This is a genomic window from Streptomyces sp. NBC_00461 (assembly GCF_036013935.1).
Classification (GTDB): domain Bacteria; phylum Actinomycetota; class Actinomycetes; order Streptomycetales; family Streptomycetaceae; genus Streptomyces.
On record NZ_CP107902.1, the window covers coordinates 6541271 to 6565980 of the forward strand.

At 69.2% G+C, this 24710-nt stretch carries 23 protein-coding genes and 1 riboswitch; of the genes, 13 read left to right on the plus strand and 10 right to left on the minus strand.

Features of this window, described 5'->3' with window-relative positions; all coding sequences use genetic code 11:
• The 9 genes from OG870_RS30720 (at position 1) to OG870_RS30760 (ending at position 9201) form a co-directional block, all read left to right on the plus strand.
• Entirely contained in the window at positions 1-630 is a 630-nt protein-coding gene (locus tag OG870_RS30720) for an alpha/beta hydrolase family protein (protein WP_266521277.1), read from the plus strand.
• Positions 631-888: 258 nt separating this feature from the next.
• On the plus strand, positions 889-1572 hold the full coding sequence (sigR, locus tag OG870_RS30725; protein ID WP_266684643.1) for an RNA polymerase sigma factor SigR: 684 nt from the start codon (positions 889-891) through the stop codon (positions 1570-1572).
• Entirely contained in the window at positions 1569-1871 is a 303-nt protein-coding gene (rsrA, locus tag OG870_RS30730; protein WP_266521282.1) for a mycothiol system anti-sigma-R factor, read from the plus strand. The genes sigR and rsrA overlap by 4 nt, the downstream gene beginning before the upstream one ends.
• Positions 1872-2002: 131 nt before the next feature.
• Positions 2003-3313, plus strand: coding sequence for an HD-GYP domain-containing protein (locus OG870_RS30735; RefSeq protein WP_266521284.1), 1311 nt, complete (start codon positions 2003-2005; stop codon positions 3311-3313).
• Complete coding sequence (locus tag OG870_RS30740) at positions 3310-4599, plus strand: HD-GYP domain-containing protein (RefSeq protein ID WP_266844012.1); 1290 nt, start codon at positions 3310-3312, stop codon at positions 4597-4599. The genes OG870_RS30735 and OG870_RS30740 overlap by 4 nt, the downstream gene beginning before the upstream one ends.
• 143 nt (positions 4600-4742) lie before the next feature.
• Entirely contained in the window at positions 4743-5723 is a 981-nt protein-coding gene (locus OG870_RS30745) for a tetratricopeptide repeat protein (protein ID WP_266844010.1), read from the plus strand.
• A 75-nt stretch (positions 5724-5798) separates the two neighbouring features.
• Entirely contained in the window at positions 5799-6449 is a 651-nt protein-coding gene (gene def, locus OG870_RS30750; protein ID WP_266521290.1) for a peptide deformylase, read from the plus strand.
• Between the two features lie 299 nt (positions 6450-6748).
• Positions 6749-7828, plus strand: coding sequence for an epi-isozizaene synthase (cyc1, locus tag OG870_RS30755; protein ID WP_266592479.1), 1080 nt, complete (start codon positions 6749-6751; stop codon positions 7826-7828).
• Entirely contained in the window at positions 7825-9201 is a 1377-nt protein-coding gene (locus tag OG870_RS30760) for a bifunctional albaflavenone monooxygenase/terpene synthase (RefSeq protein WP_266521292.1), read from the plus strand. The genes cyc1 and OG870_RS30760 overlap by 4 nt, the downstream gene beginning before the upstream one ends.
• 3 nt (positions 9202-9204) lie before the next feature.
• On the opposite strand, the gene OG870_RS30765 is transcribed toward OG870_RS30760, so the two are convergent.
• A complete protein-coding gene (locus tag OG870_RS30765) occupies positions 9205-10167 on the minus strand; it encodes a GlxA family transcriptional regulator (RefSeq protein WP_266844007.1) in 963 nt (320 codons plus the stop codon).
• Between the two features lie 93 nt (positions 10168-10260).
• On the opposite strand from OG870_RS30765, the gene OG870_RS30770 reads away from it, so the two are divergent.
• Complete coding sequence (locus tag OG870_RS30770; protein WP_266521297.1) at positions 10261-10485, plus strand: hypothetical protein; 225 nt, start codon at positions 10261-10263, stop codon at positions 10483-10485.
• Here the strand turns inward: OG870_RS30770 and OG870_RS30775 are convergent.
• The 9 genes from OG870_RS30775 to OG870_RS30815 form a co-directional block, all read right to left on the minus strand.
• A complete protein-coding gene (locus tag OG870_RS30775) occupies positions 10452-10934 on the minus strand; it encodes a hypothetical protein (protein WP_266844005.1) in 483 nt (160 codons plus the stop codon). The genes OG870_RS30770 and OG870_RS30775 overlap by 34 nt on opposite strands.
• A gap of 127 nt (positions 10935-11061) precedes the next feature.
• Entirely contained in the window at positions 11062-13134 is a 2073-nt protein-coding gene (locus OG870_RS30780; protein WP_266844003.1) for a putative Ig domain-containing protein, read from the minus strand.
• Positions 13135-13371: 237 nt separating this feature from the next.
• Entirely contained in the window at positions 13372-13992 is a 621-nt protein-coding gene (locus tag OG870_RS30785; RefSeq protein WP_327691714.1) for a nucleotidyltransferase family protein, read from the minus strand.
• Between the two features lie 28 nt (positions 13993-14020).
• The gene (locus OG870_RS30790) at positions 14021-14977 is read right to left on the minus strand and encodes a ribonucleotide-diphosphate reductase subunit beta (RefSeq protein WP_405626881.1); all 957 of its coding nucleotides are present in this window, start codon (positions 14975-14977) and stop codon (positions 14021-14023) included.
• A 59-nt stretch (positions 14978-15036) separates the two neighbouring features.
• Positions 15037-17418: a ribonucleoside-diphosphate reductase subunit alpha gene (locus OG870_RS30795; protein ID WP_266589834.1), complete on the minus strand. Its 2382-nt coding sequence runs from the start codon at positions 17416-17418 to the stop codon at positions 15037-15039.
• A gap of 121 nt (positions 17419-17539) precedes the next feature.
• Positions 17540-17668: riboswitch (cobalamin riboswitch) on the minus strand.
• A 62-nt stretch (positions 17669-17730) separates the two neighbouring features.
• Positions 17731-18222, minus strand: a complete 492-nt coding sequence (locus OG870_RS30800; RefSeq protein WP_266589836.1) for a GNAT family N-acetyltransferase — start codon at positions 18220-18222, stop codon at positions 17731-17733.
• A 74-nt stretch (positions 18223-18296) separates the two neighbouring features.
• Positions 18297-19925, minus strand: coding sequence for a monocarboxylate uptake permease MctP (mctP, locus tag OG870_RS30805; protein WP_266521314.1), 1629 nt, complete (start codon positions 19923-19925; stop codon positions 18297-18299).
• Complete coding sequence (locus OG870_RS30810) at positions 19922-20185, minus strand: DUF3311 domain-containing protein (protein WP_266521316.1); 264 nt, start codon at positions 20183-20185, stop codon at positions 19922-19924. Before OG870_RS30810 ends, mctP begins: the two co-directional genes overlap by 4 nt.
• A gap of 189 nt (positions 20186-20374) precedes the next feature.
• Complete coding sequence (locus tag OG870_RS30815) at positions 20375-21139, minus strand: GntR family transcriptional regulator (RefSeq protein WP_266521317.1); 765 nt, start codon at positions 21137-21139, stop codon at positions 20375-20377.
• Between the two features lie 306 nt (positions 21140-21445).
• On the opposite strand from OG870_RS30815, the gene OG870_RS30820 reads away from it, so the two are divergent.
• The 3 genes from OG870_RS30820 (at position 21446) to OG870_RS30830 (ending at position 24704) form a co-directional block, all read left to right on the plus strand.
• Positions 21446-22729 carry an extracellular solute-binding protein gene (locus OG870_RS30820; RefSeq protein ID WP_266521319.1) on the plus strand — a complete coding sequence of 428 codons (1284 nt, stop codon included), beginning with the start codon at positions 21446-21448 and terminating at the stop codon, positions 22727-22729.
• A 101-nt stretch (positions 22730-22830) separates the two neighbouring features.
• Complete coding sequence (locus tag OG870_RS30825) at positions 22831-23820, plus strand: carbohydrate ABC transporter permease (protein WP_266521321.1); 990 nt, start codon at positions 22831-22833, stop codon at positions 23818-23820.
• On the plus strand, positions 23817-24704 hold the full coding sequence (locus OG870_RS30830; protein WP_266521323.1) for a carbohydrate ABC transporter permease: 888 nt from the start codon (positions 23817-23819) through the stop codon (positions 24702-24704). The genes OG870_RS30825 and OG870_RS30830 overlap by 4 nt, the downstream gene beginning before the upstream one ends.
• The last annotated feature ends 6 nt before the right edge of the window (positions 24705-24710 follow it).

A 24710-nucleotide genomic window follows, 5' to 3' on the forward strand; every position in this document is an offset into this window, starting at 1 on the left:
GTGACGACCGAGATCATTGCTACGGATGCGGGGGACGCCCGCATCACCTGGCACCGGGCGACGAAGGCGCGGCTCGTGCTGGCCGTCAGCCACGGTGCGGGCGGCGGCATCGAGGCGCGGGACCTGCGGGCGCTGGCCCAGGTCCTGCCGGGCCACGGTGTGAGCGTCGCCCTCGTGGAGCAGCCCTGGCGGGTGGCCGGCAAGAAGGTGGCACCCGCGCCTCGCACGCTCGACGTGGGGTGGCGCGGGATCTGGCCGGCGCTGGCCGGGCCCGGGCTGCCGGTGATCTCGGGCGGGCGCAGTGCGGGCGCCAGGGTCGCCTGCCGGACCGCGACCGAACTCGGCGCCCGTGCCGTGCTCGCCCTCAGCTTTCCGCTCCACCCGCCGGGACGGCCGGAGAAGTCCCGGGCCGGGGAACTGCTCGGGGCCGGGGTGCCCACCCTCGTCGTGCAGGGAGGCAACGACCCGTTCGGGAAGCCGGACGAGTTCCCCCACGGTGTATACGAACTGGTCGAGGTGCCGTACGGCGATCACGGGTTCGCCGTACCCAAGCGGGCGGATATCGGCCAGGAGGAGGCCGTGGCGATCATCACGGACGCCGTCGTGAAGTGGGCCGGATCACTGGAGTAAAGGCTCGGGAATGTTGCGGACCGGCCCTGGTGTTGAGCGGGACAGAAGTGCTGAACCACCAGCACCGACGTCGTGGGAGAGGAAGTCCGCCGCATGGGTTCGACCGTATGTCCGAGCCGCAGCAGCCGCACTGACCTGGACTGGACGGTGCTGTCTGCGGCCAAGACCACCCCTATTCGAGGGGCGGCGGGGACGGGTCGTCGTCTATCCTCCGATTCTGGTGGTACCGGTCTCGGTGCTGCCCGCAATCTTGAGGAGGTGGGTCCGGTCACTGGGATCGACGCAGGGACCGACAACGGCCAGGCGGAGCTGCCCGAGGGCCAGGGCGTCAGCGCGGAGTCGACCTCGGAGCGCAGTGCGCGCTTCGAGCGGGACGCGCTCGAATTCCTCGACCAGATGTACTCGGCCGCGCTGCGCATGACGCGCAACCCTGCCGACGCGGAGGACCTGGTGCAGGAGACGTACGCGAAGGCGTACGCGTCCTTCCACCAGTTCCGTGAAGGCACCAACCTCAAGGCGTGGCTGTACCGGATCCTCACGAACACGTTCATCAACTCGTACCGCAAGAAGCAGCGTGAACCCCAGCGCTCGGCGGCCGAGGAGATCGAGGACTGGCAGCTCGCCCGTGCCGAGTCGCACATGTCGACGGGTCTGCGCTCCGCGGAGTCGCAGGCGCTCGACCACCTGCCGGACTCGGACGTGAAGGCAGCACTCCAGGCGATCCCCGAGGAGTTCCGCATCGCCGTCTACCTCGCCGACGTCGAGGGCTTTGCGTACAAGGAGATCGCGGACATCATGGGGACCCCCATCGGTACGGTGATGTCCCGGCTGCACCGGGGCCGTCGCCAACTGCGCGGCATGCTCGAGGACTACGCCCGTGAGCGCGGACTGGTCCCGGCGGGCGCGGGAGAGTCGAACGAAGCGAAAGGCTCGGGCTCATGAGCTGCGGAGAGCCGCACGAGACGGACTGCAGTGAGGTCCTCGACCATCTCTACGAGTTCCTCGACAGCGAGATGCCGGACGTCGACCGCGACAAGTTCAAGCAGCACTTCACGGAGTGCTCGCCGTGCCTTGAGAAGTACGGCCTGGAGCAGGCCGTGAAGAAGCTGGTCAAGCGGTGCTGCGGGCATGACGACGTGCCGAGCGACCTGCGCGCCAAGGTCATGGGGCGGCTCGACCTGATCCGCTCCGGGCAGGCCGTCCCCGAGCACGACGTGACCGCGACCCCGCAGGAGTCCTGACCCCACCGGACCCCGTCCGCAACGGGCTGTCGTCACTCGTACGTGCTAATCCGCGGTTCATAAGCCCGCGAACTCCCCCGATACCGCCCTAGGCTCCTCAGCCAGAGCTGGCCGGCCGGGGGAGGGGCGCGATGGAGGCGGTTCCGGCAGGGGCACGTGTGTATGTCGCCTGCGCGGCCCTCGGCGCCCTGTTCTGTGTGCTCCCCCTGCCCGGCACGCGTACGCCCTGGTGGGCGATCGCCCTGCTGGCCGTGCTGTACGCGGCCTGCGAGCAGGCCGCCGCGCGATGGCGCTTTGCCGGAACGTTCTACCCCGTCCTGCTCGCCGCCGCCTTCCTGCTGCCGCCGCCCGCCGCCGCGCTCGTCGCGCTGCCGGGTGCGCTGCTCTCCCGGATCGACCGGCGGCCGCGCCGCCTGCGGCGGGCCTGGCGGGCGGCCCAGCTGGTCCTCGGCGTGTGGGCCGCGAGCCGGGTGCACTGGGCGCTGGGCGGCCGGCACGCGGTCGTCGCCTGCGACTTCCCGTACGCGCTGGTGCCCGCCGGCGCCGCGGTGCTCGCGTTCTGCCTGGCGCTGACCGCCCTGGACGGCGGGATCCGCGCACTGGCCGACCGGCTGCCGGTACGACGCGCCTGGCGGGGCCTGCTCGTACGATCCCTCGCGCCCGTCGCCGTGCACGGGCTCGCCGGGCTGATGATGGCCGTCCTGTGGCGCAGCCCGTACGGGCCCGTCGCCGCCCTGCTCGTCCTGCTGCCGATGTGCGTGTCCTGGTGGGTCTTCGCGCAGTACCACCGCGAGCGCGCCGCCCATCAGGCGACGATCCGCGCGCTGGTCCAGGCCGTCGACATCAAGGACGAGTACACGCGCGGCCACAGCGAACGCGTCGGCCAGGCCTCGATGATGATCGCCCGTGAACTCGGCATGGACGACGAGCGCGTCGAGGTGCTGAGGTTCGCGGGAATCCTGCACGACGTGGGCAAACTCGGCGTCCCCACACGGCTGTTGCGCAAGGACGGCCCGCTCACTCCCGAGGAACGGCGGGTGATCGAACTGCATCCCGAGTACGGACACGAGATGGTGCGCGGCATCGGCTTCCTCGGTGAGGCGCGGGCCGCCGTACTCCACCATCACGAGCGGCTGGACGGCAGCGGCTACCCGTACGGACTGAGGGGCGCCCAGATCCCCGAATCGGCCCGGGTGGTGGCCGTGGCGGACGCCTTCGACGCGATGACGTCCACCCGCTCCTACCGGCGGTCGCGGCCCGTGCCGGCCGCTCTGCAGGAGCTGGAGCGGTGTGCGGGATCGCAGTTCGACCCGCGGATGGTCACGGCACTGATGCGGGCCCTGTGCCGCAACGGCTGGCATCCCGCGGTCACCGCACAGGAGCAGCCGCGCCCGCCCGCACAGGCCACGCCCGTCCCCATCCGTCCGAGAACCCACCGATGAGTGCCCCGCCACCCCTGACGGCCCTCATTCACGGCTGCGCCGCCCTGCTCGCCGTCGGCTGTCTCGCCGTCACCCGCGTGAGCGGCCTCCAGGAGCGCCCCACCGCGCTCGCCTTCGGCCTGCTCGTCACCGTCGGCGAGCTCCACCGGTGGACCGGCTCGCGGGTCAGGGAGGCCGCGCCGCTCGGGGCCGCCGGAGCCCTCGCGTACGCCCTGCTCGGAGAGGACGCCGGGCGGCCCACGCACCACGGCGTCACCCAGGTCGTCGCCGTCGTCCTCGCCGCCGCACTGATCGGCAGCGTGCCGCACATCGCGCGGGGACGGGGACCCGTGCTCGACCATCTCGCGCGGCGCGTGCTCACCGTCGCGTTCGCCGCCGCCTGCTTCCAACCCCTGTACAACCGGGGGACGTTCAGCCGGTGGAGCGGTCCCGCGTACGCGCTGCTGCTGCTCGCGATCCTCTGCCTCACCGCGCTGTGCGACGCCGTGCTCGCCGCCGCACTCGCGCACTCCCGGACCCGCTGGCCCTTCGGTCCGCTCCTGAGGGACGAACTGCACGCCCTCCTCGGCATCGGCTCGGCCGTGTGCGCCACGGGCGCCGTGATGGCGCTCGCGGTCGCCGTCGTCGGGCTGTGGGCGCTGCCCGTGTTCTCGCTTCCGCTGCTGCTGACCCAGCTGTCCCTGCGCCGGTACGCCGCCGTGCGGACCATCTACCGGCAGACCATCACCTCCCTCGCCCGGGCCACCGAGATCGCCGGCTACACCCCCGCCGGGCACGCCCTGCGCGTGGCGACCCTCAGCCGCGCCGTCGGGCGGGACCTGGGGCTCACCCGGCCCGCGCTGACCGTTCTGGAGTACGCGGCCCTGATGCACGACATCGGCCAGCTGAGCCTTCTCGACCCGGTGCCGGCCGGCGCCACCGCCGCGCTGCCCGCGCCCGAGCAGCGCCGGATCGCCCTGCTCGGCGGCGCCGTCGTACGCCAGACCGGGGTGGACGCGGCGGTCGCCGTGGTCGTCGAGCGGCAGGCCGACCCCTACCGGGAGCAGCCGGTCGCCGCGCGGATCGTGCGGGCCGTCAACGCCTACGAGGAGAAGGCACGCGACGCAGGGCCCGGCGGCCCCCTGACGGCCCTGGAGGAGCTGCGACTGGCCACCGCGGAGGAGTACGCGCCCGAGGTGGTGGAATCGCTGGCCCGGGTCCTTGCCCAGTCCGGGGGCCGGCGCGGCGGGGGCGCCGCCCAGGCGTTCGGCTCCGGGGGAGCTTCGGCCGGGGGTGGTGGCGGGTGACGGGCGGGCTGTCTGACCCTGCCCGCGGCTGGGTAACCCATGGGTAATGAGCGCCCTTCCAGCCGTACGTGGTTGGATGCGAATGAGAGGGTGTGTCCGGGGGCAGCACTAGCCAGCCCACTCCACGGAACTGGCAGGGAATCGTGAGGATCTTCGGCAAGGGACGGCACCGGCCCTCCGCCTCCTGGCGGCAGGCCACCGATCGGGCCTTCACACTGATCGGGGACGGCCGGTACGAGGACGCGGGCGCGTTGCTGACACGTGCCGCCGATCTGGAGCCCTGGCTGTCCGAGTCCTGGTTCAACCTCGCTCTGCTGCACAAGTTCCGGCATGACTGGGAGCAGGCCCGGGCGGCGGGCCTGCGGGCTGTCGCACTGCTCGACCGGGAGAGCGGGGCGCCCGACTGGTGGAACGTCGGCATCGCGGCCACCGCCCTGCAGGACTGGCCGCTCGCCCGGCGGGCCTGGCAGGCGTACGGGCTGCGGGTACCGGGCATGGCCACCGCGTCCGGGGAGCCCCTCGGCATGGACCTCGGCAGCGCCGTCGTGCGGCTGTCCCCGGAGGGGGAGGCCGAGGTGGTGTGGGGGCGGCGGCTGGACCCCGCCCGTATCGAGGTGCTGTCGATCCCCCTGCCGTCCTCCGGGCGGCGCTGGGGCGAGGTCGTGCTGCACGACGGGGTGCCGCACGGCGAGCGGACCACGGCGGCCGGGCACTCCTACCCCGTCTTCGACGAGATCGAGCTGTGGGCGCCGTCGCCCGTGCCGACCTGGGTGGTGCTCCTTGAGGCGGCCACCGAGGCCGACCGGGACGCGCTGGAGCAGCTGGCCGCGGACGCGGGCTTCGCCGCGGAGGACTGGTCGTCCTCCGTGCGGCTGCTGTGTCGTATGTGCTCCGAGTCGCAGATGCCGTCCGACGAGGGTGACGGAGAGCACCTGGATCCGCACGACCACAGTGAGCCGGGACACCCCGGGCCGCTCGGGCATCGGACCGACGGGCAGCTGTGGGTGCCCGAGCGGGAGTGCGGCGTCGCCGCCCCGGCCTCGCTGGTGCGGGGGTTGCTCGACGGGTGGGTCGCCGACAGCCCGGACTCCAGGGACTGGCGGGACCTCGAAGAAGTCTGCTGAACAGACCTCCCTGCGGAACTCCCTCTAGGCTGTAGTCGCAGAATTCTCATGGTTGCAGGAAGGCATACGTCGGTCATGGCGCAGCAGGACACCGATCAGCAGCACGCGGGCGTGCTCCCCGTGGACGACGAGGGCTTCGTCATCGACACCGAGGAGGCCGAGGAGCGGGAGCAGGCCTGGCGGGAGGCCGGGACCTCGCGGCCGATCACGGTCGTCGGGAACCCGGTGCTGCACAAGGAGTGCAGGGACGTCACCGACTTCGGGGAGGAGCTGCAGCAGCTGGTCGCGGACATGTTCGCCAGCCAGCACACCGCCGAGGGCGTGGGCCTGGCCGCCAACCAGATCGGCGTCGACCTGAAGGTCTTCGTCTACGACTGTGGTGACGACGAGGGCGCGCGGCACGTGGGCGTCGTCTGCAACCCCAAGCTGGTCGACCTGCCCGCCGAGCGGCGCCGCCTGGACGACAGCAACGAGGGCTGTCTGTCGGTGCCCACCGCGTACGCACCGCTCGCCCGTCCCGACTACGCCGAGGTGACCGGGCAGGACGAGAAGGGCAACCCGATCAGGGTTCGCGGCACCGGCTACTTCGCCCGGTGTTTGCAGCACGAGACCGACCACCTGTACGGATACCTCTACATCGACCGCCTGTCCAAGCGCGAGCGCAAGGACGCGCTGCGGCAGATGGCCGAGAACGATCCTCGCTACCCCGTGGTTGCCAACGACTGAGGTCTCACGACCCTCATCACCGATCACCACTCCCATACGCACGGCGCCTGTTCACGTTCACCTCGCTGACCAGGTGCCGTTCGTGTGTCCGTCGCACGTTCGATCGGATGTGTGCCGGTAGCGATCCATATTCAGTCACACAAGGGGAGATTCTCGGCACGTTGGGGTAGTGAGTGGAGCAAATCCGTTCCCAGAACGGTCAGTTGTAGTGCTGAATGGGATGTGCGGGGATACGCAACGGCGCACGCCCGGCATCGCGGGAGGGGCGTGCGCAACTGGCGGCTGAGAGGGGTTTGTTCGTGCCTGTTTTCTCACACAGCACCACAGCGACTGCGATCGCGGTCCCACCGTCACTCTCACTTCCAGTGATCGAGGCAGCGTTTCCCCGACAACTGCATCCGTATTGGCCTCGATTGCAGGACAAGACACGCACCTGGCTGCTGGAGAAACGGCTCATGCCGGCGGACAAGGTGGAGGAATATGCCGACCGACTTTGCTACACCGACCTCATGGCGGGGTACTACCTCGGCGCCCCGGACGAGGTCCTCCAAGCGATAGCGGACTACAGCGCGTGGTTCTTCGTCTGGGACGACCGCCACGACCGCGACATCGTGTTCGGCCGGTCGGCGGCCTGGCGACGGCTCAGGTTCAGCCTGCACAGGGCCCTCGACTCCCCCGAGCACCACCTGCACCACGAGGACCCCCTGGTCGGGGCGTTCGCGGACAGCATGGTGCGTCTGTACGCGTTCCTGCCGGAGTCCTGGAACGCCCGCTTCGCCCGGCACTTCCACGCGGTGATCGAGGCGTACGACCGCGAGTTCACGAACCGCACCGAAGGGATCATCCCCACCGTCGAGGAATACCTCGAACTGCGCCGCCTCACCTTCGCGCACTGGATCTGGACCGATCTGCTGGAGCCGAGTGTGGGCTGTGAACTCCCGGACTCCGTGCGTAAGCACCCGGCATATCGGCGTGCGGCGCTGCTGAGCCAGGAATTCGCCGCGTGGTACAACGACCTCTGCTCGCTTCCGAAGGAAATCGCGGGCGACGAGGTGCACAACCTCGGAATCAGTCTCATCAAACACCAGGGGCTGACTCTGGAAGAAGCCGTCGCCGAAATGAGGCGGCGCATCGAGAAATGCATCTCCGAATTCCTCGTCGCCGAACGCGGTGCCTTACGGTTCGCCGACTGCCTCGCCGACGGCACCGTGCGCGGAAAAGAACTCAGTGCCGCCGTGAGTGCCTGCGTCCGCAATATGCGGAACTGGTTCTCGACCGTCTACTGGTTCCACCACGAGTCCGGCCGTTACATGGTCGACAGCTGGGACGACCGGTCCACGCCCCCGTACGTCAACAACGAAGCGGCAGGTGAAAAATGACCGTCGAGTCTGTGAAGCCCGAACCGCAGATATATGCGGAATCCGAACTGCGTGAGCCGCCCCTCGCCGGCGGCGCGGTCCCGGTCCTCGGCCACGGCCTGAAGCTGGTACGAGACCCGCTCGCCTTCATGTCCGGGCTGCGCGAGCACGGCGACGTCGTACGGCTCAAGCTCGGTCCCAAGACGGTGTACGCGCCCACCACCCCGGAGCTGACCGGGGCCCTGGCGCTCAACCCCGACTTCAAGATCGACGGCCCGCTGTGGGAGTCCCTGGAGGGGCTGCTCGGCAAGGAGGGCGTGGCGACCGCCAACGGCCCCCGCCACCGGCGTCAACGGCGCACCATCCAGCCCGCCTTCCGGCTCGACGCGATCCCCGCGTACGGCCCGATCATGGAGGAGGAGGCGCACGCGCTGACCGAGCGCTGGCAGTCCGGCGAGACGATCGACTGCACCTCCGAGTCCTTCCGTGTCGCCGTGCGCGTCGCGGCCCGCTGCCTGCTGCGCGGCGACTACATGGACGAGCGGGCCGAGCGGCTGTGTGTCGCGCTCGCCACCGTCTTCCGCGGCATGTACCGGCGGATGGTGGTCCCGCTCGGGCCGCTGTACAAGCTGCCGCTGCCGCCCAACCGCAAATTCAACCGGGCGCTGGCCGATTTGCATCTCCTCGTCGACGAGATCGTCGCCGAGCGCCGCGCATCTAGTCAAAAGCCGGACGATTTGCTGACGGCATTGCTGGAGGCGAAGGACGAGAATGGCGACCCCATCGGGGAACAGGAGATCCACGACCAGGTCGTCGCGATAGTCACCCCCGGCAGCGAAACCGTCGCGTCCACGATCATGTGGCTGCTGCAGGTCCTCGCGGAACACCCGGAACACGCCGACAAGGTGCACGACGAAGTCGAATCGGTCACCGGCGGCCGACCGGTCGCATTCGACGACGTCCGCAAGCTCAGGCACACCAACAATGTCGTCGTCGAGGCCATGCGTTTGCGGCCGGCCGTATGGATATTGACCCGGCGGGCGGTGACCGAAACGGCACTCGGTGGCTATCGCATTCCGGCCGGGGCCGACATCGTCTACAGCCCGTACGCGATCCAGCGCGATCCGAAGTCGTACACGGGCAACCTCGAGTTCGACCCCGACCGCTGGCTTCCCGACCGGGTCAAGGACGTGCCGAAACACGCCATGAGTCCGTTCAGCACGGGCAATCGCAAATGCCCCAGCGACCACTTCTCGATGGCCCAGCTGTCCCTGATCACGGCGGCGGTGGCGAGCAAGTACCGCTTCGAGCAGGTGGCCGGTTCCGACGACCGCACCCGCGTGGGCATCACGCTGCGCCCGCAGAAGCTGCTGCTGAAGCCGGTGCCGAGGTGACCGTCAGGCCGCTTCCGGTCCCCTGAACGTGCGGCGGTAGGCATTCGGGGTGGTCCCGATCGCCTGGACGAACTGGTGACGCAGCGCGGCCGCGTTGCCGAACCCGGTTCGGCCGGCGATCGAGTCCACCGTCTCGTCCGTCGCCTCCAGCAACCGCTGGGCCTGCAGCACGCGTTGGCGCAGGATCCAGCGGTAGGGAGTGGTTCCCGTCTCCTGCTGGAAGCGGCGGGCGAAGGTGCGCGGCGACATGTGCGCGCGCTCGGCCAACTGCTCGACGGTGACCTCCTCGTCGAGGTGGCGCTCCATCCACACCAGCACCTCGGCGACCGTGTCGCCGTGCGAGCGGGGCAGCGGGCGCTCGATGTACTGCGCCTGCCCGCCCTCCCGGTGCGGCGGCACCACCATGCGCCGGGCGATCTTGTTGGCCACGTCCGGGCCCTGCTCCTTGCGCACGATGTGCAGACAGGCGTCGATGCCGGCGGCGGTGCCCGCGGAGGTGATCACCGGGTCCTCGTCGACGTACAGGACGTCGGGCTCGACGGTCAGCCGCGGGTACGCCAGCGCCAGCTGGTCCGCGTCGTGCCAGTGCACGGCGCAGCGCCGGCCGTCCAGCAACCCGGCCGCGGCGAGTACGAAGACGCCGGAGCAGACGCTGAGCACCCGGGCCCCGCGCTCGGCCCCGCGCCGCAGCGTCTCCAGCAGCTCGGGCGGAAACTCCCGGGTCCCGTAGCAGGCGCCGGCCGGTACCGCGATGAGGTCGGCCTCCTCCAGCCGCTCCAGGCCGTGCTCGACCTGCATGGAGAAGCCCGCGCGCGTGCTCAGCACCCGCCCCTCGGCCGAGGCGACCGCGAAGTCGTACACGGGCAGTCCGTCGTCACTGCGGTCGGTGCCGAACACCTCGCACACGACGGCCAGTTCGAAGGGATTCACGCCGTCCAGCACGACGGCGGCAACGTTCTGCAGCATGTCTCCAGTGTGCCTCGACATTGGCAGTATTTCGAGGGCCTACGGCAGTCCTGCCACTGTTTGTAAGGAGTGAACGGGACGACAGTGGTGTCCATGGATACGGCACACATCGAAGGACTGATCGGAATGCTGACCGTTCTCGCCATCCTCGTCGTCATGGTCGTCCCGTCAGTGATCGGCATCGCGCACGATCGTCGTATCGACCGTCGGATCCGCGAGGCCGACCGCGCCCGCCGGGAGGCCGCGGGGACCGCGCCCACGGAGCGCCTCACACCGAGGCAGCGCTACCTCACCACCACGGTGACCCACCACTCCTGAATGCCCAGGCAGGAGACCCGGCCCGTCTGGGCGGCGCACAGCGGCCGTGTGGACGTGAGCCGGGTCTTTCCCGTCGACACCGCCTTGAAGGCGGCGCTCGCGTCGCCGCGCTGCAGGACGATCCCGCTGTTGGTGGGTTCGAGCCCGGAGCCGTCGGCGGACAGGGGCTTCCAGGGCCGCTCGGCGGTTCCGTCCAAGGTGACGCGCACGGTGTCGCCCACCGCCAGGCACACGCTCCGGCCGCTGTCCTTGGCGCCGAGCGTCGATGCCTGCGTGCAGCCCGTGGGGCTCGTCGGCGGGCTCGACGGCCGGGTCCCCGTGGGGGTGGGGGAGGACGACACGTGGGTGCCGTCGCCGCCCTTGCCGCTGTCGCTCTGGCTGCCGCAGCCGGCGAGGACAAGGGTGAGTGCCGCGAGGGCGAGGGTCGTGTGGCGGATTGTTCGACGCATGGGGGCCTCCTCTCCCTTCTGACGTGTCACCCGCTCTCCTGGATCCAAGCCGGGCCCCGGCCGCGAAGGCGGCGACCGGGGCCCGGGGTCGTGCGGGTCGTGCGGGGTCGTGCAAGGCAGAGCGGGATCAGCCGGTCGTCACGGCCGTGTCGTCGACGACGAAGCTGGTCTGGAGCGAGGAGTCCTCGGCACCGCTGAACTTCAGGGTGACGGTCGAGCCGGCGTACGAGGACAGGTCGATGGACTTCTGGGCGTACCCGGAGGATTTGTTGAGGTTGGAGTAGGTGGCCAGGGTGGTCGAGCCCGCGGTGACCGTCAGCTTGTCGTAGGCCGTGCTGCTGGAGGTCTCGGCGGTGTCGACGTGCAGGTAGAAGGTGAAGATGGCCTTGCAGCCGGCCGGGATCGTCACCGACTGGGACAGCGTGTCGCTGTGGGTGGAGCCGTAGCCGTCCAGCCACGCGTAGGAGGAGCCGGTGTGCGCCGACTCACCGCTGTCGCTGGTGATGACACCGCTGGAGGCGGTCCAGGTGGTGTTGCCCGACTCGAAGCCCGGGTTGCCGAGCAGCTGCGCCGAGGTGCAGGTACCGCCGCCCGAGGTGCTGACCGTCCAGGTGAAGGACGTCGAGCCGGAAGCGCCCGTGCTGTCGGACGCGGTGACGGTGACCTGGTAGGTGCCCGCGGTGGACGCCGTGCCGGAGATCACGCCGGTCGAGCTGTTGATGGACAGCCCGGTCGGCAGACCGGAGGCACTGTAGGTGAGGGTCGCCCCCGCGCTGTCGCTCGCGCTGATCTGCAGGCCGGCCGAGCTGCCGGTCGCGGTGGACTGGCTGCCCGGGTTGGTGACGGTCACCGTGTTGCCCGAGGTGCTGCCGGCGGTGAAGGCGGTGGTGCCGTTGGGGGTGCCCCAGCCGGTCGGGCCGTCGTAGCCGGTGGCCGCGGTGCAGAAGTACGAGGGGGAGCAGGAGCCGTTGTTGCCGCTGGTGACGTCGTACAGGTTGCTGGTGTGGCTGTAGGGGTACTTCGCCGGGTAGTCGGCGGAACCCGGGGTGCCGGCGAGGGCGTACACACCGGCGATGATCGGTGCGGAGGCGCTGGTGCCGCCGTAGACGGCCCAGCCGGAGCCGCCGTAGGTGTCGTACACGGCCACACCGGTGGCCGGGTCGGCGACGGCCGAGACGTCCGACTCCATCCGCTTGCCGCAGCCGGTGTCGGTCTGCCAGCTCGGCTTGGCGTCGTACGCCGAGCAGCCGGAACCGGTCCCCTCGGTGCTGCTGGTCTTCCACACGGACTCGGTCCAGCCGCGCGAGCCCGAGGAGGTGGACAGGGCGGTGCCGCCGACGGCGGTGACGTACTGCGAGGTCGCCGGGTACTCGGCGCCGTAGCCCTCGTCGCCCGCGCTCACCGTGATCGCGACGCCCGGGTGCTTGAAGTACGAGGTGTCCTCACCCGTCTGCGACGAGGACTCGCTCCCGCCCCAGCTGTTGGACACGAACTTGGCGCCGAGCGCCACGGCCTCGTTCTCGGCGGCGCCGAGGTCGGAGTCGTTGGCGGAGTTGGCCTCGACGAGGATGATGTTGCAGTTGGGGCAGACGGCGCTGACCATGTCGATGTCGAGCGCCTCCTCACCGGCCCAGCCGCTGTCGTTCGAGGGCAGCGAGGTGGTCGAGCCGGTCTGACTGACCTGCTTGAAGCAGCCGTTGGCCTTGGTGCAGTCGGACAGACCGTACGTCGAGCGGTAAGTGGCCAGGTCGGAGGCGGCGTTGGGGTCGTTGTAGGCGTCGACCACGGCAACCGTCAGGCCCGAGCCGCCCGTTGAGGGGAGGTTGTAGGCGCTGTGCAGGTTGGCCGGGCTGAGGCCGGAGGGCGCGGCGGCGGCGAGTGCGGAGGCCAGCCGCTGCCTGATGTCGGTACGGCGCTGGGCGAAGCAGGACGCGTGTCCGGGGGCCGCGGTGGCGCACAGGTGCCGCGTCGGCACCTTCTGGCCCGCCTTACCGGTGGAGTGGAACGTCTGCCGGTCGGGGGAGGTGAGGGCCCTGGCGTTCTGGGTGGAGTGGGTGGAGTGGGAGGAGTGCGCGGCAGCGGGCACCGCGTGCGCGGGGGCCGCGACGAGTCCGGCGAGGCCGAGGGCGAGCGCGGGTATGGCGGCGGTCAGGAGTCTTCGCAGGCTCCGTCTGGGGCTACCGGTACGTGTCTGACGCATAGGGGTACTGCCTCCGTCGTTGGAGTGGGGTTCTCGACGCTGATGGCAGGCCTGTGACGCGCGTAGCGGCGGCGGGGCGCGATGCCGTCATGGGCATGACACTTTGAACGTCCCGCACGGAGGTGTGCGGGACATGACAGGACGGCCAGAAAGTAGCCGGGCGCGACGAGAGCAGAACAGATGCGTCAGCAGAACTTTGCCGCTCCATAGGAACACCATGGACGGCCGATGGAGGGCCTATGGACGCTCCATGGACGAGCCGCCGTGCGGCCACGGCAGCACGGTCAGTTCCGGCCACTGCCCTTGCCAGCGCACCGACTTGGCCTCGTATACGGAGCGCGGGGCGAGGACGGGGTTCGGCCGCAGGACGAGGTTGAAGAGGTTGGAGAGTCCGTGCGGCGCGTACACCCGCCACCGCCCGCCGGCCTCCAGCCGCACACCCAGGCAACAGGTCGTCGCGGCGAAACTGTCGATCGCCGCCTCGGTGCTCGGGTACGGCGGACAGGGCACCCCGAACTTGTCCTCGTACCAGAGATGCACCCGGGCCTCGTTCCGGATCTCGACCTCGGCCGGAAGGTCCGCGAAGACCTCCCGACCGGCCCTGATCACCGCGTCCTCGGCCTCCCAGGACAGGTCGCCGTCGTCGAAGTAGAAGACGTCGTAGTCCTTGATCCCGCCGGCCGGCGGTCTGCCCGTGACGACGTTCCAGACGGTCTGGAACAGGCATCCCGCGGTCAGGTACCACCCGGGCAGACCGAGCGACGCGGTCCGCGCCAGGACGTCCGTCAGTACGTCGTTGCGGGAGAGCACCGTGCGCAGGGATTCGAGTTGCTCGTCGAGAGGGAGACGGCTGATCACCCTCTCGATCTATCACAGTCGGGCGTCGTCAGAAGTCCTCGTCCAGGTCGACCGTGCCCTCCACCGCCACCTGGTAGGCCGACGCGCGGCGCTCGAAGAAGTTGGTCAGTTCCTGGACACCCTGCAACTCCATGAAGGAGAAGGGGTTTTCGGAGCCGTAGACCGGGGCGAAGCCGAGGCGGGTGAGGCGCTGGTCGGCGACGCATTCCAGGTACTGGCGCATCGAGTCGGTGTTCATGCCCGGCAGGCCCTCGCCGCACAGGTCGCGGGCGAACTGGAGTTCCGCCTCGACTGCCTCGCGCAGCATGTCCGTCACCTGCTGCTGGAGCTGGTCGTCGAAGAGGTCCGGCTCCTCCTTGCGGACCGTGTCGACCACGTCGAAGGCGAAGCTCATGTGCATCGTCTCGTCCCGGAACACCCAGTTGGTGCCGGTCGCCAGCCCGTGCAGCAGGCCACGGCTGCGGAACCAGTACACGTAGGCGAAGGCGCCGTAGAAGAACAGGCCCTCGATGCAGGCCGCGAAGCAGATCAGGTTGAGGAGGAAGCGGCGCCGGTCGGACCTGGACTCCAGTCGGTCCAGTTTGTCGACCGAGTCCATCCACTTGAAGCAGAAGCCGGCCTTCTCGCGGATGGAGGGGATGTTCTCCACCGCCGCGAAGGCCGCCGTGCGGTCTTCCGGGTCGGGGAGGTACGTGTCCAGAAGCGTCAGGTAGAACTGGACGTGCACTGCCTCCTCGAAGAGCTGGCGCGACAGGTACAGGCGCGCCTCCGGGGAGTTGATGTGCTTGTAGAGGGTCAGCACGAGGTTGTTCGCGACGATCGAGTCGCCCGTCGCGAAGAACGCCACCAGGCGGCCGATCAGGTGCTGCTCGGCGGGCGTGAGCTTCGCGAGGTCGGCCACGTCCGAGTGGAGGTCGACCTCCTCCACCGTCCAGGTGTTCTTGATGGCGTCCCGGTAGCGCTCGTAGAAGTCCGGGTAGCGCATGGGGCGCAGGGTCAGCTCGAAGCCCGGGTCGAGGAGCTGGGGGTTACGGGTGGGGCTGGTCACTGGCAGGCCTCGCAGGACTCGGGGTTCTCAAGGGAGCAGGCGACCGCATCGGGTTCGGCCGACTGCTGTACGGGGAGGGCGGCTCGGGCCGCGCGGGCGATCCTCGTCGCCGGGCGGGAGCGCAGGTAGTACGTCGTCTTCAGGCCCTGCTTCCAGGCGTACGCGTACATCGAGGAGAGCTTGCCGATGGTCGGCGTCTCCAGGAACAGGTTCAGGGACTGGGACTGGTCCAGGTACGGGGTGCGGGCCGCGGCCATGTCGATCAGGCCGCGCTGCGGGAGCTCCCACGCCGTGCGGTACAGCGCCCGCACCTCGTCCGGGATCCAGGCGAAGTCCTGCACCGAGCCGTTGGCCTCGCGCAGGGCCTCGCGGGTGCGGGCGTCCCAGACGCCGAGTTCCTTCAGGTCGTTCACCAGGTACGAGTTCACCTGCAGGAACTCGCCGGACAGCGTCTCGCGCTTGAAGAGGTTCGACACCTGCGGCTCGATGCACTCGTACACGCCCGCGATCGAGGCGATGGTGGCGGTGGGGGCGATCGCGAGGAGGAGGGAGTTGCGCAGGCCGACCTTCGCGATGCGCTCGCGCAGCGCCGCCCAGCGCTCCGGCCAGGCGTGTTGCGTGTCGTAGTGGTCGGGGTGCAGGACTCCCCTGGCCGTACGGGTCTTCTCCCAGGCCGGCACCGGGCCGTTGCGCTCGGCGAGGTCGGCGGAGGCCTCGTACGCGGCGAGCATGATGCGCTCGGCGATGCGGGTGGAGAGCCGGCGGGCCGCGGGCGAGTCGAAGGGCAGGCGCAGCTTGAAGAAGACGTCCTGCAGGCCCATGGCGCCGAGGCCGACGGGGCGCCAGCGCGCGTTCGACCGGCCGGCCTGCTCGGTGGGGTAGAAGTTGATGTCGACGACGCGGTCGAGGAAGGTGACGGCCGTGCGGACGGTCTCGTCGAGCCGTTCCCAGTCGATGTCCTGACCGGCCACGAACGCCGCCAGGTTCACCGAACCCAGGTTGCACACCGCCGTCTCGCCGTCGTCGGTGACCTCCAGGATCTCCGTGCAGAGGTTGGAGGAGTGGACGACGTGGCCCGGCTCGGCCGTCTGGTTGGCGGTGCGGTTGGAGGCGTCCTTGAAGGTCATCCAGCCGTTGCCGGTCTGGGCCAGGGTGCGCATCATGCGGCCGTAGAGTTCGCGGGCCGGGATGGTCCTGCGGGCGAGGCCCGCCGCCTCCGCCCTGCGGTACGCGGCATCGAACTCCGCACCCCACAGGTCGACCAGCTCGGGCACGTCGGCGGGGGAGAACAGGCTCCACGGCTCGTCGGCGTTCACCCGGCGCATGAACTCGTCGGGGATCCAGTGCGCCAGGTTCAGGTTGTGCGTACGGCGGGCGTCCTCACCGGTGTTGTCGCGCAGCTCCAGGAACTCCTCGATGTCGGAGTGCCAGGTCTCCAGGTAGACGGCGGCCGCGCCCTTGCGCCGGCCGCCCTGGTTCACGGCGGCCACCGAGGCGTCGAGGGTCTTGAGGAACGGGACGATGCCGTTGGAGTGCCCGTTGGTGCCGCGGATCAGTGAACCGCGGCTGCGGACACGGGAGTAGGCGAGGCCGATTCCGCCGGCGTGCTTGGAGAGGCGGGCGACCTGGTGGTAGCGGTCGTAGATGGAGTCCAGCTCGTCGAGCGGGGAGTCGAGGAGGTAGCAGGACGACATCTGGGGGTGCCGGGTGCCGGAGTTGAAGAGGGTGGGGGAGGAGGGGAGGTAGTCGAGGCGGCTCATCAGGCCGTAGAGCGCGGCGACTTCGTCCACCGGGCGGGGGCCCGTTTCCGAAGCGGACGGGGTGTCGTCGGCGAGACCGGCGGCGACACGCAGCATGAAGTGCTGGGGCGTCTCGATCACCCGGCGGGTGATCGGGTGCCGGAGCAGGTAACGGCTGTGGAGGGTGCGCAGGCCGAAGTAGCCGAAGCGGTCGTCCGCCTCGGGGTCCACGAGTGCGTCGAGGCGCGCGGCGTGCAGGCGGACGAACTCCGCCGTGCGGTCGGCGACGAGCCCTTCCCGGTGGCCCACTTCGACCGACTCGGTGAAGGTGGTGACGCCCTGCGAGGCGGCCTCGGCGGCGATGCTGATGGTGAGCAGACGCGCGGCCAGCCGCGAGTACACGGGGTCCTCCGAGATGAGCCCGGCGGCCGCCTCCGTGGCCAGCTCGCGCAGCTCCGCCTCGTCCGCCTGCGCCGAGCGGCCGCGCAGCGCGGCGGCGGCGACCCGGCCGGGGTCGGCTCCGGGGAGGCCGGCGGTCAGCTCGGTCAGGGTCCGCAGCAGTGCGGTTCCCGGGCCGTCCGTTGTCGCCGTTGTCGCGGACGGTGTCGCTGAAGCCGGTTCGGCTGGCGCGATGGTCACGTGGGGCTCTCCCTCGCTCGGCACGGGGCCTTGCGGAGGGCAGGGGGAAGCACGAGCGCGCACGGCGTCGCGTCCACCGGCCCATTCCACGAGGCCCGGACGTCTGAGCACCCGGACGGTTCGGCCGGGCGCACTGTCGGCAGGTCCTCGGACTGACGCCCATACGTGTGCGAACACGCATGAGTACACCGTTGCGGGACAGTTCCGGATTCGCACCGGATTCCCCTGCGACGACAGCGAGCATGAGCATACATCTTGTGCCGGGTGAGGACGGCACCCCCATATGTTGTGTCGCGGTGATTTCGGAGCGTGTCAGAGCGTCAACTCATAGGTGAGGAGTGTGAAGTCGTGGCCCGGGATCGGGTTCCAGTCGCGCCCGGGGGTGCGGACGAATCCGGCGCGTTCGTAGATGCGGTGGGCGGCATGCATGAGCGGCTGGGTGCACAGGACGATGCCGGTGCACTCCGCGGCTCTTGCCCGGTCGACACAGGCGCGTACGAGGGCTTCTCCCGCGCCTCGGCCGCGGGCTGCCCTGTCGACGGCCAGCATGCGTATCTCGGCCTCTCCCGGGCCGGCCAGGTCTGCCATGGGGCCGCCGGACGGGACGTAGGTGACGCCTCCGACCGGCCGGCCACCCAGGTCGGCGACCAGCACCTCGGCGGCGGCCGCTCGCTTGGCGACGTCCCTCAACTCGCCGACGCTCTCGCCGAAGGTGAGCAGGCCGTCCTGAAGGTAGGCCTGGGCGGTGATCTCGCCGATGGTCTCGTACTCTTCGGGCTCCGCCTGCCTGATCACGATGTCCATGGTCCCGAGTCTGCCGGACGGGTACGACAACGGGCCGCCGGATTACTCCGACGGCCCGCTGATCGCCGTAACCGCTAGTGGGACGTCCCCGCGGTCGCCGGAGGCAGTGCCACCTGGACGCCCGCGTCGCCCGCGTCCGCCGTGTAGTCCTCCGGCCTGGTCTCGTCGATGCCCTCCGGGGCCTTCACGGCCTTGAGGACGAAGGTCAGGACCACCGTCACCACCACGTTCAGGACGAACGCCGTCAGGCCGATGTAGCCGATCTCCCCGATGCCGGGGATCTCCTTGGCCGAGCCGCCGAAGTGCTTCTGCGTCGGCGAGGCGACGCCGTACGCGGCGAGGGTGCCGTAGACCATGCCGACCGCCCAGCCCGCGAGCAGCGCCCAGCGGTGGAACCAGCGGGTGAACAGACCGCCGACCAGGGCCGGGAAGGTCTGCAGGATCCAGATGCCGCCCAGGAGCTGGAAGTTGATCGCGACCGTCTTGTCCATGGTGAGGACGAAGACGAGCGCGCCCACCTTCACCAGCAGCGAGACCAGCTTGGAGACCTTGGTCTCCTGCGCGGGCGTCGCGTCCGGCTTGATGAAGTCCTTGTAGATGTTGCGGGTGAAGAGGTTCGCGGCCGCGATCGACATGATGGCCGCCGGGACGAGGGCGCCGATGCCGATCGCCGCGAAGGCCACGCCCGCGAACCAGTCGGGGAACATGTTCTCGAACAGCTGCGGGATCGCCAGCTGCCCGTTCGTGACCTTGACCCCCGCCGCGATCGCCATGAAGCCCAGCAGGGCGAGGAGGCCCAGCATCAGGGAGTACAGCGGCAGGATCGTGGTGTTGCGGCGGATCACGTTGCGGCTCTTCGAGGACAGCGTCGCCGTGATCGAGTGCGGGTACATGAAGAGCGCGAGCGCGGAGCCCAACGCCAGTGTGGCGTACGTCCATTGGCCCGGCTCGGCCGGCGCCAGCGCACCGCGCGGCTTGCCCGTCGCCGGGTTGGTCTGCGCGAACGCGTGACCCGCCTTCGCGAAGATGTCGTCGAAGCCGCCCAGCTTGATCGGGATGTAGATGATCGCCACCGCGATGACGAGGTAGATCAGCCCGTCCTTCACGAACGCGATCAGCGCGGGGGCCCGCAGACCCGAGGAGTACGTGTAGGCCGCCAGCACGCCGAACGCGATCAGCAGCGGCAGGTCCTTCACGAACCAGTTGGTGTTCTCGCCGCCGCCCACTCCCATCACGTCGAGGACGGCCTGGATGCCGACCAGTTGGAGCGCGATGTACGGCATGGTGGCCAGGATGCCGGTGACGGCGACCGCCAGCGACAGCCCCTTCGAGCCGAAGCGGCCGCGCACGAAGTCCGAGGTCGTCACGTACCCGTGCCGGTGCGAGACCGACCACAGGCGGGGCAGGAACGTGAAGATCAGCGGGTACACGAGGATGGTGTACGGCACCGCGAAGAAGCCGGCCGCGCCCGCCGCGTAGATCGCCGCCGGGACCGCCACGAAGGTGTAGGCGGTGTACAGGTCGCCGCCGAGCAGGAACCAGGTGACCCAGGTGCCGAACGACCGTCCGCCCAGGCCCCATTCGTCCAGGCTCTGCTCGTTCTCGGCCTTGCGCCAGCGGGCGGCCAGGAAGCCCATGGCCGTGACGGCCAGGAAGAAGAAGATGAAGACGCCGAGTGCGACGCCGTTCACGCCGTCGTTCATTCCGGCGCACCGCCCTTCTGTGAGGCGCGGGCGCGCTGGTCACGCTGCCACAGCTTGTACGCGGTCATGGTCAGCGCCGTGGAGATGACCACCCACAGCATCTGGTACCAGTAGAAGAACGGGATCCCGATGAACGCCGGGTCCGTCTTGGCGTAGGAGCCGACCCACAGCATCGCCACGAACGGTGCGATCAGGCAGAGGGCGATGACCACACGGACCGGTGTCACCATCGGTGGTCTCACTTCGGGCACTTCGGACATGTTGCGGCTCCGTCCCCTCACGATCACCTGTGATCACCTGTGTAATGCGCAGGCAATCTAGGTCACCGTGTCACGGGAACGGAAGACCTCGTCCGCATATCGGTATGTCGATTCGGTGAAGGCCCGACATCGGTGTCAACAGCGGCGTGCGGGCGGCTGGTCGTCGCTCCCCACGCCCCGTCAGGGCTCTCAGTCGACAGGCCTCTTCAGCCGCGCCACGAACTTGTAGCGGTCCCCCCGGTACACCGACCGCACCCACTCCACCGGCTGGCCCCCCCGGTCCAGTGAGTGCCGGGACAGCATCAGCATCGGCAGGCCCACGTCGGTGCCGAGCAGGCCTGCCTCGCGCGGGGTGGCCAGCGAGGTCTCGATGGTCTCCTCGGCCTCGGCGAGATGGACGTCGTAGACCTCGGCGAGCGCGGTGTAGAGGGACGTGTACTTGACCAGGGACCTGCGGAGGGCCGGGAAGCGCTTGGCGCTCAGGTGCGTGGTCTCGATGGCCATCGGTTCGGCGTTGGCCATCCGGAGGCGTTCGATCCGCAGCACCCGGCCGCCGGCCGTGATGTCGAGCAGTTCGGCGAGGCGGTCGTCGGCGGTGATGTAGCCGATGTCCAGCAGCTGCGAGGTGGGTTCGAGTCCCTGGGCGCGCATGTCCTCGGTGTACGAGGTGAGTTGGAGCGCCTGCGAGACCTTCGGCTTGGCCACGAACGTGCCCTTGCCCTGGATCCGCTCCAGGCGCCCCTCGACCACCAGCTCCTGGAGGGCCTGGCGCACCGTCGTGCGGGAGGTGTCGAACTCGGCGGCCAGCGTGCGCTCGGGCGGTACCGGCGTGCCGGGAGACTGCGTCTCCGTCATGTCGAGCAGGTGCTTCTTCAGGCGGTAGTACTTGGGCACGCGCGCGGTACGGACACTCGCCCCGCCCTCGTTCTCCGCACTGCTGACATCGGTGGTCATGCTCTGCCTTCCCGGCTCCGGATGCGGCTCACGTCGTGATCCCTTCTGTATACCGTCGCCACCTCTTTTGGTCTAGTCCACAAGCCCAAGTGGTCTAGCGGAAGAGAGTACTCCGGCCTCACTGTTTTCGCTGGCTTCTTACTTAAAGGTTCCTGCATATGTAGGTCGCATAACAGCTGGTCAGGGCCTTTTCCCACACCCTTGACAGGCGTTTTGGTCTGGTCCAAGCTCCGGGTACTGGTCTACACCATTGGTCCAGGTCCCGGCCCATGGGCGGGGGGGTGTGGCATCCCTGAGGAGGGTGGCGTGAAGCGCAAGCTGACAGTCGCGATCGGTATCGCGGGCATGATGGTCTCCATCGCCGCGTGCGGCGGCAATGACGACAAGGGCTCTTCCAACAGCGGCGCGGACGCCAAGGAACTGACCGTCTGGCTCACCGTCGACGCCCAGAACAACTGGCCTGACCTGGTGAAGGCCGCCGACGCCTCGGTCAAGAAGGCGCATCCCGGCATCAAGATCAACCACGAGTACTACGGCTGGCCGGACAAGAACACCAAGCTCGACGCCGTCCTCGCCACCGACAAGGCGCCGGACGTGGTCGAGATGGGCAACACCGAGATGCTCGGCTACATGGTCAAGGGCGCCTTCGCCCCCGTCGACGCCTCGAAGTTCACCAACTCCTCCGCCTGGCTCGACGGCCTCAAGGCCTCGGTCACGTACGGCGGCAAGACCTACGGCGTCCCGTACTACGCGGGTGGCCGCGTCGCCAACTGGCGCAAGGACGTGTTCGCCTCGGCCGGCGTCAAGACCCCGCCGAAGACGTACGCCGAACTCACCGCCGCCCTCGACAAGGTGCAGAAGAAGGAGGGCGACAAGTTCTCCGCCTGGTACCAGCCCACCCGCGACTGGTACGCGGCCATGTCCTTCGTCTACGACGCCGGCGGTTCCATCGCCGAGGAGTCGGGCGGCCAGTGGAAGGCGAACCTCTCCTCGCCGGAGTCCGTCAAGGGCCTCACCGAGTTCAAGAACGTCGTCGACAAGTACATGCACGGCGACAAGACCAAGGACGAGTCCGACCGTTACATCGTCTACGGCCAGGGCAAGTCCAGCATGATCTTCGGCGCCGCGTGGGAGGGGGCGACCTCCGCCGACCCGAAGAACGACAAGACCGGCAAGCTCAAGAACAACCTCGAGAACTTCGTGATGCCCGGTCCGTCCGGCAAGAACATGCCCGTCTTCCTCGGCGGCTCCGACCTCGCCATCCCGGTGAAGTCCAAGGCGCAGGCCGTCGCCGCCGAGTGGATCAACGCCTTCACCGGCCCCTCCGGCCAGAAGGGCCTGATCGCCAAGGGCAACCTGCCCAACAACAAGACCGACCTCGCGACCCTGAAGAACGACCCCGCGACGGCGGTCCCGGCCACCGCGGCCGAGTCCAACTGGTTCGTCCCGATGGCGCCGGGCTGGGGCCAGGTCGAGAAGGCCCAGGTCCTGCAGACCATGCTGCAGAACATCGGCACCGGCAAGAAGTCGGTCGAGGCAGCCGCGAAGGACGCGGACGCCGCGATCGACAAGGTCATCAACACCAAGTGACCTTCGGAGCAGGGCTCTGTTGCGCCGACAGGGCCCTGCTTCCCGTACGCCCGTACGGGTTTCGCTTTCGTACGACCTGAGGGACCGCTGAGGAGCGCGCCATGAGTGCCGCAGACACGACCACCCCCGCCAAGGTGCCGCCGCCGCGGCAGGCGCCGCCACCGGCGCCGGTCACCAAGTACCCACGCAGAGCCCGGACTTCGGGCGGCTCGGCCACGCCGTGGCTGCTGCTCGCCCCCTGCCTGCTGATCCTGGCGCTGGTCCTCGGCTATCCGCTGGTCCGCCTGGTCACCCTCTCCTTGCAGAAGTTCGGGCAGTCCCAGCTGTGGGGCTTCCAGCCGGCCGACTGGGTCGGGTTCGACAACTTCAGCGGCGTACTGGGCGACGGCGAGTTCTGGCAGGTCGTGGTGCGCACGATCGTCTTCGCCGCCGGCTCGGTCATCTTCACCATGGTGCTGGGCATGCTGATCGCCCTGCTCCTGCAGCGGGTCTCCGGGTGGGTGAAGACGCTCGTCAACATCGTGCTGGTGGCCAGCTGGGGCATGCCCATCATCGTCGCCACCACGGTCTTCAAGTGGCTGTTCGACGCCGACTACGGCATCCTCAACGCGCTGCTCAGCAAGCTGCCCGGGGTCGACCTGATCGGCCACAACTGGTTCGCGAGCGGCCCGCAGGGCCTGGCCGTGATCATGCTCCTTGTGGTCTGGGGAGCCGTCCCCTTCGTCGTCATCACCCTCAGCGCCGGCCTCACCCAGGTCCCCGCCGAACTGGAAGAAGCGGCCCGGCTGGACGGCGCCGGCTCCTGGGGCGTCTTCCGCCACGTCACCCTGCCCATCCTCAAGCCGATCATCGTGATGCTCACGACCCTTTCGGTCATCTGGGACATGGGCGTCTTCCCGCAGGTCTTCGTGATGCGCAACGGCCACCCCGAGCAGGAGTTCCAGCTCCTGACCACCTACTCGTACGACCGTGCCTTCGTCGTCAACGACTACGCGCAGGGCTCGGCGATCGCCCTGATCACCGTTGTGCTGATGCTCGGTGTGGTCGCCGTGTACATGCGCCAGATGCTGAAGATCGGAGAGGTCGAATGACCATCATGGACGCCGTCGCCACCACGGGGAGCGGGGCTGGGCGCGGGCGGGGGAGCACCCCGCGGCCCCGCAACTCCAAGCTCGGCTGGAACCTCCTCGGTCTCCTCGTCTTCCTCACCGCCGGCTTCCCCGTCTACTGGATGCTCAACACGGCCATCAAGCCGGCCAAGGACACCATCGACCCCGACCCGAGCCTGCTGCCGACCGGCTTCACGCTCGACAACTTCCGCCGGGCGCTGGCCATCGCGGACTTCTGGGGCCCGGTCGGCCGCAGCCTGATCGTCTCCCTCACCGTGGTGGCGATCGGCATCGTCGTCGGCATGCTGGCCGCGCTCGCCATCTCCCGGTTCGCCTTCCGCGGCCGCAAGATCGTCATCGTCGGCATCCTCGCGGTCCAGATGGTCCCGCTGGTCGCCATGATCATCCCGATCTTCCTGCTCCTCAACGACCTGGAGCAGTACGACAAGCTCTCCGGCCTGATCATCACCTACCTGACCTTCATCCTCCCCTTCACGGTGTGGACGCTGCGCGGCTTCATCGTCAACATCCCGAAGGAGCTGGAGGAGGCGGCGATGGTGGACGGCTGTTCCCGCACGGGCGCCTTCATCCGGGTCGTCTTCCCGCTCCTGGCCCCGGGCATGGTCGCCACCTCGGTCTACGGCTTCATCCAGGCCTGGAACGAGTACCTCTACGCCCTGATGCTGCTCAGCCAGAAGAACCAGACCGCGACGGTCTGGCTCGGCAACTTCACCACCAAGCACGGCACCGAATACGCACCGATGATGGCCGGAGCCACGATGATGGCCGTGCCGATCGTCGTGCTGTTCCTCCTCGTCCAGCGCAAGATGGCCGCGGGGCTGACCGCGGGCGCAGTGAAGGGATAACGCCCC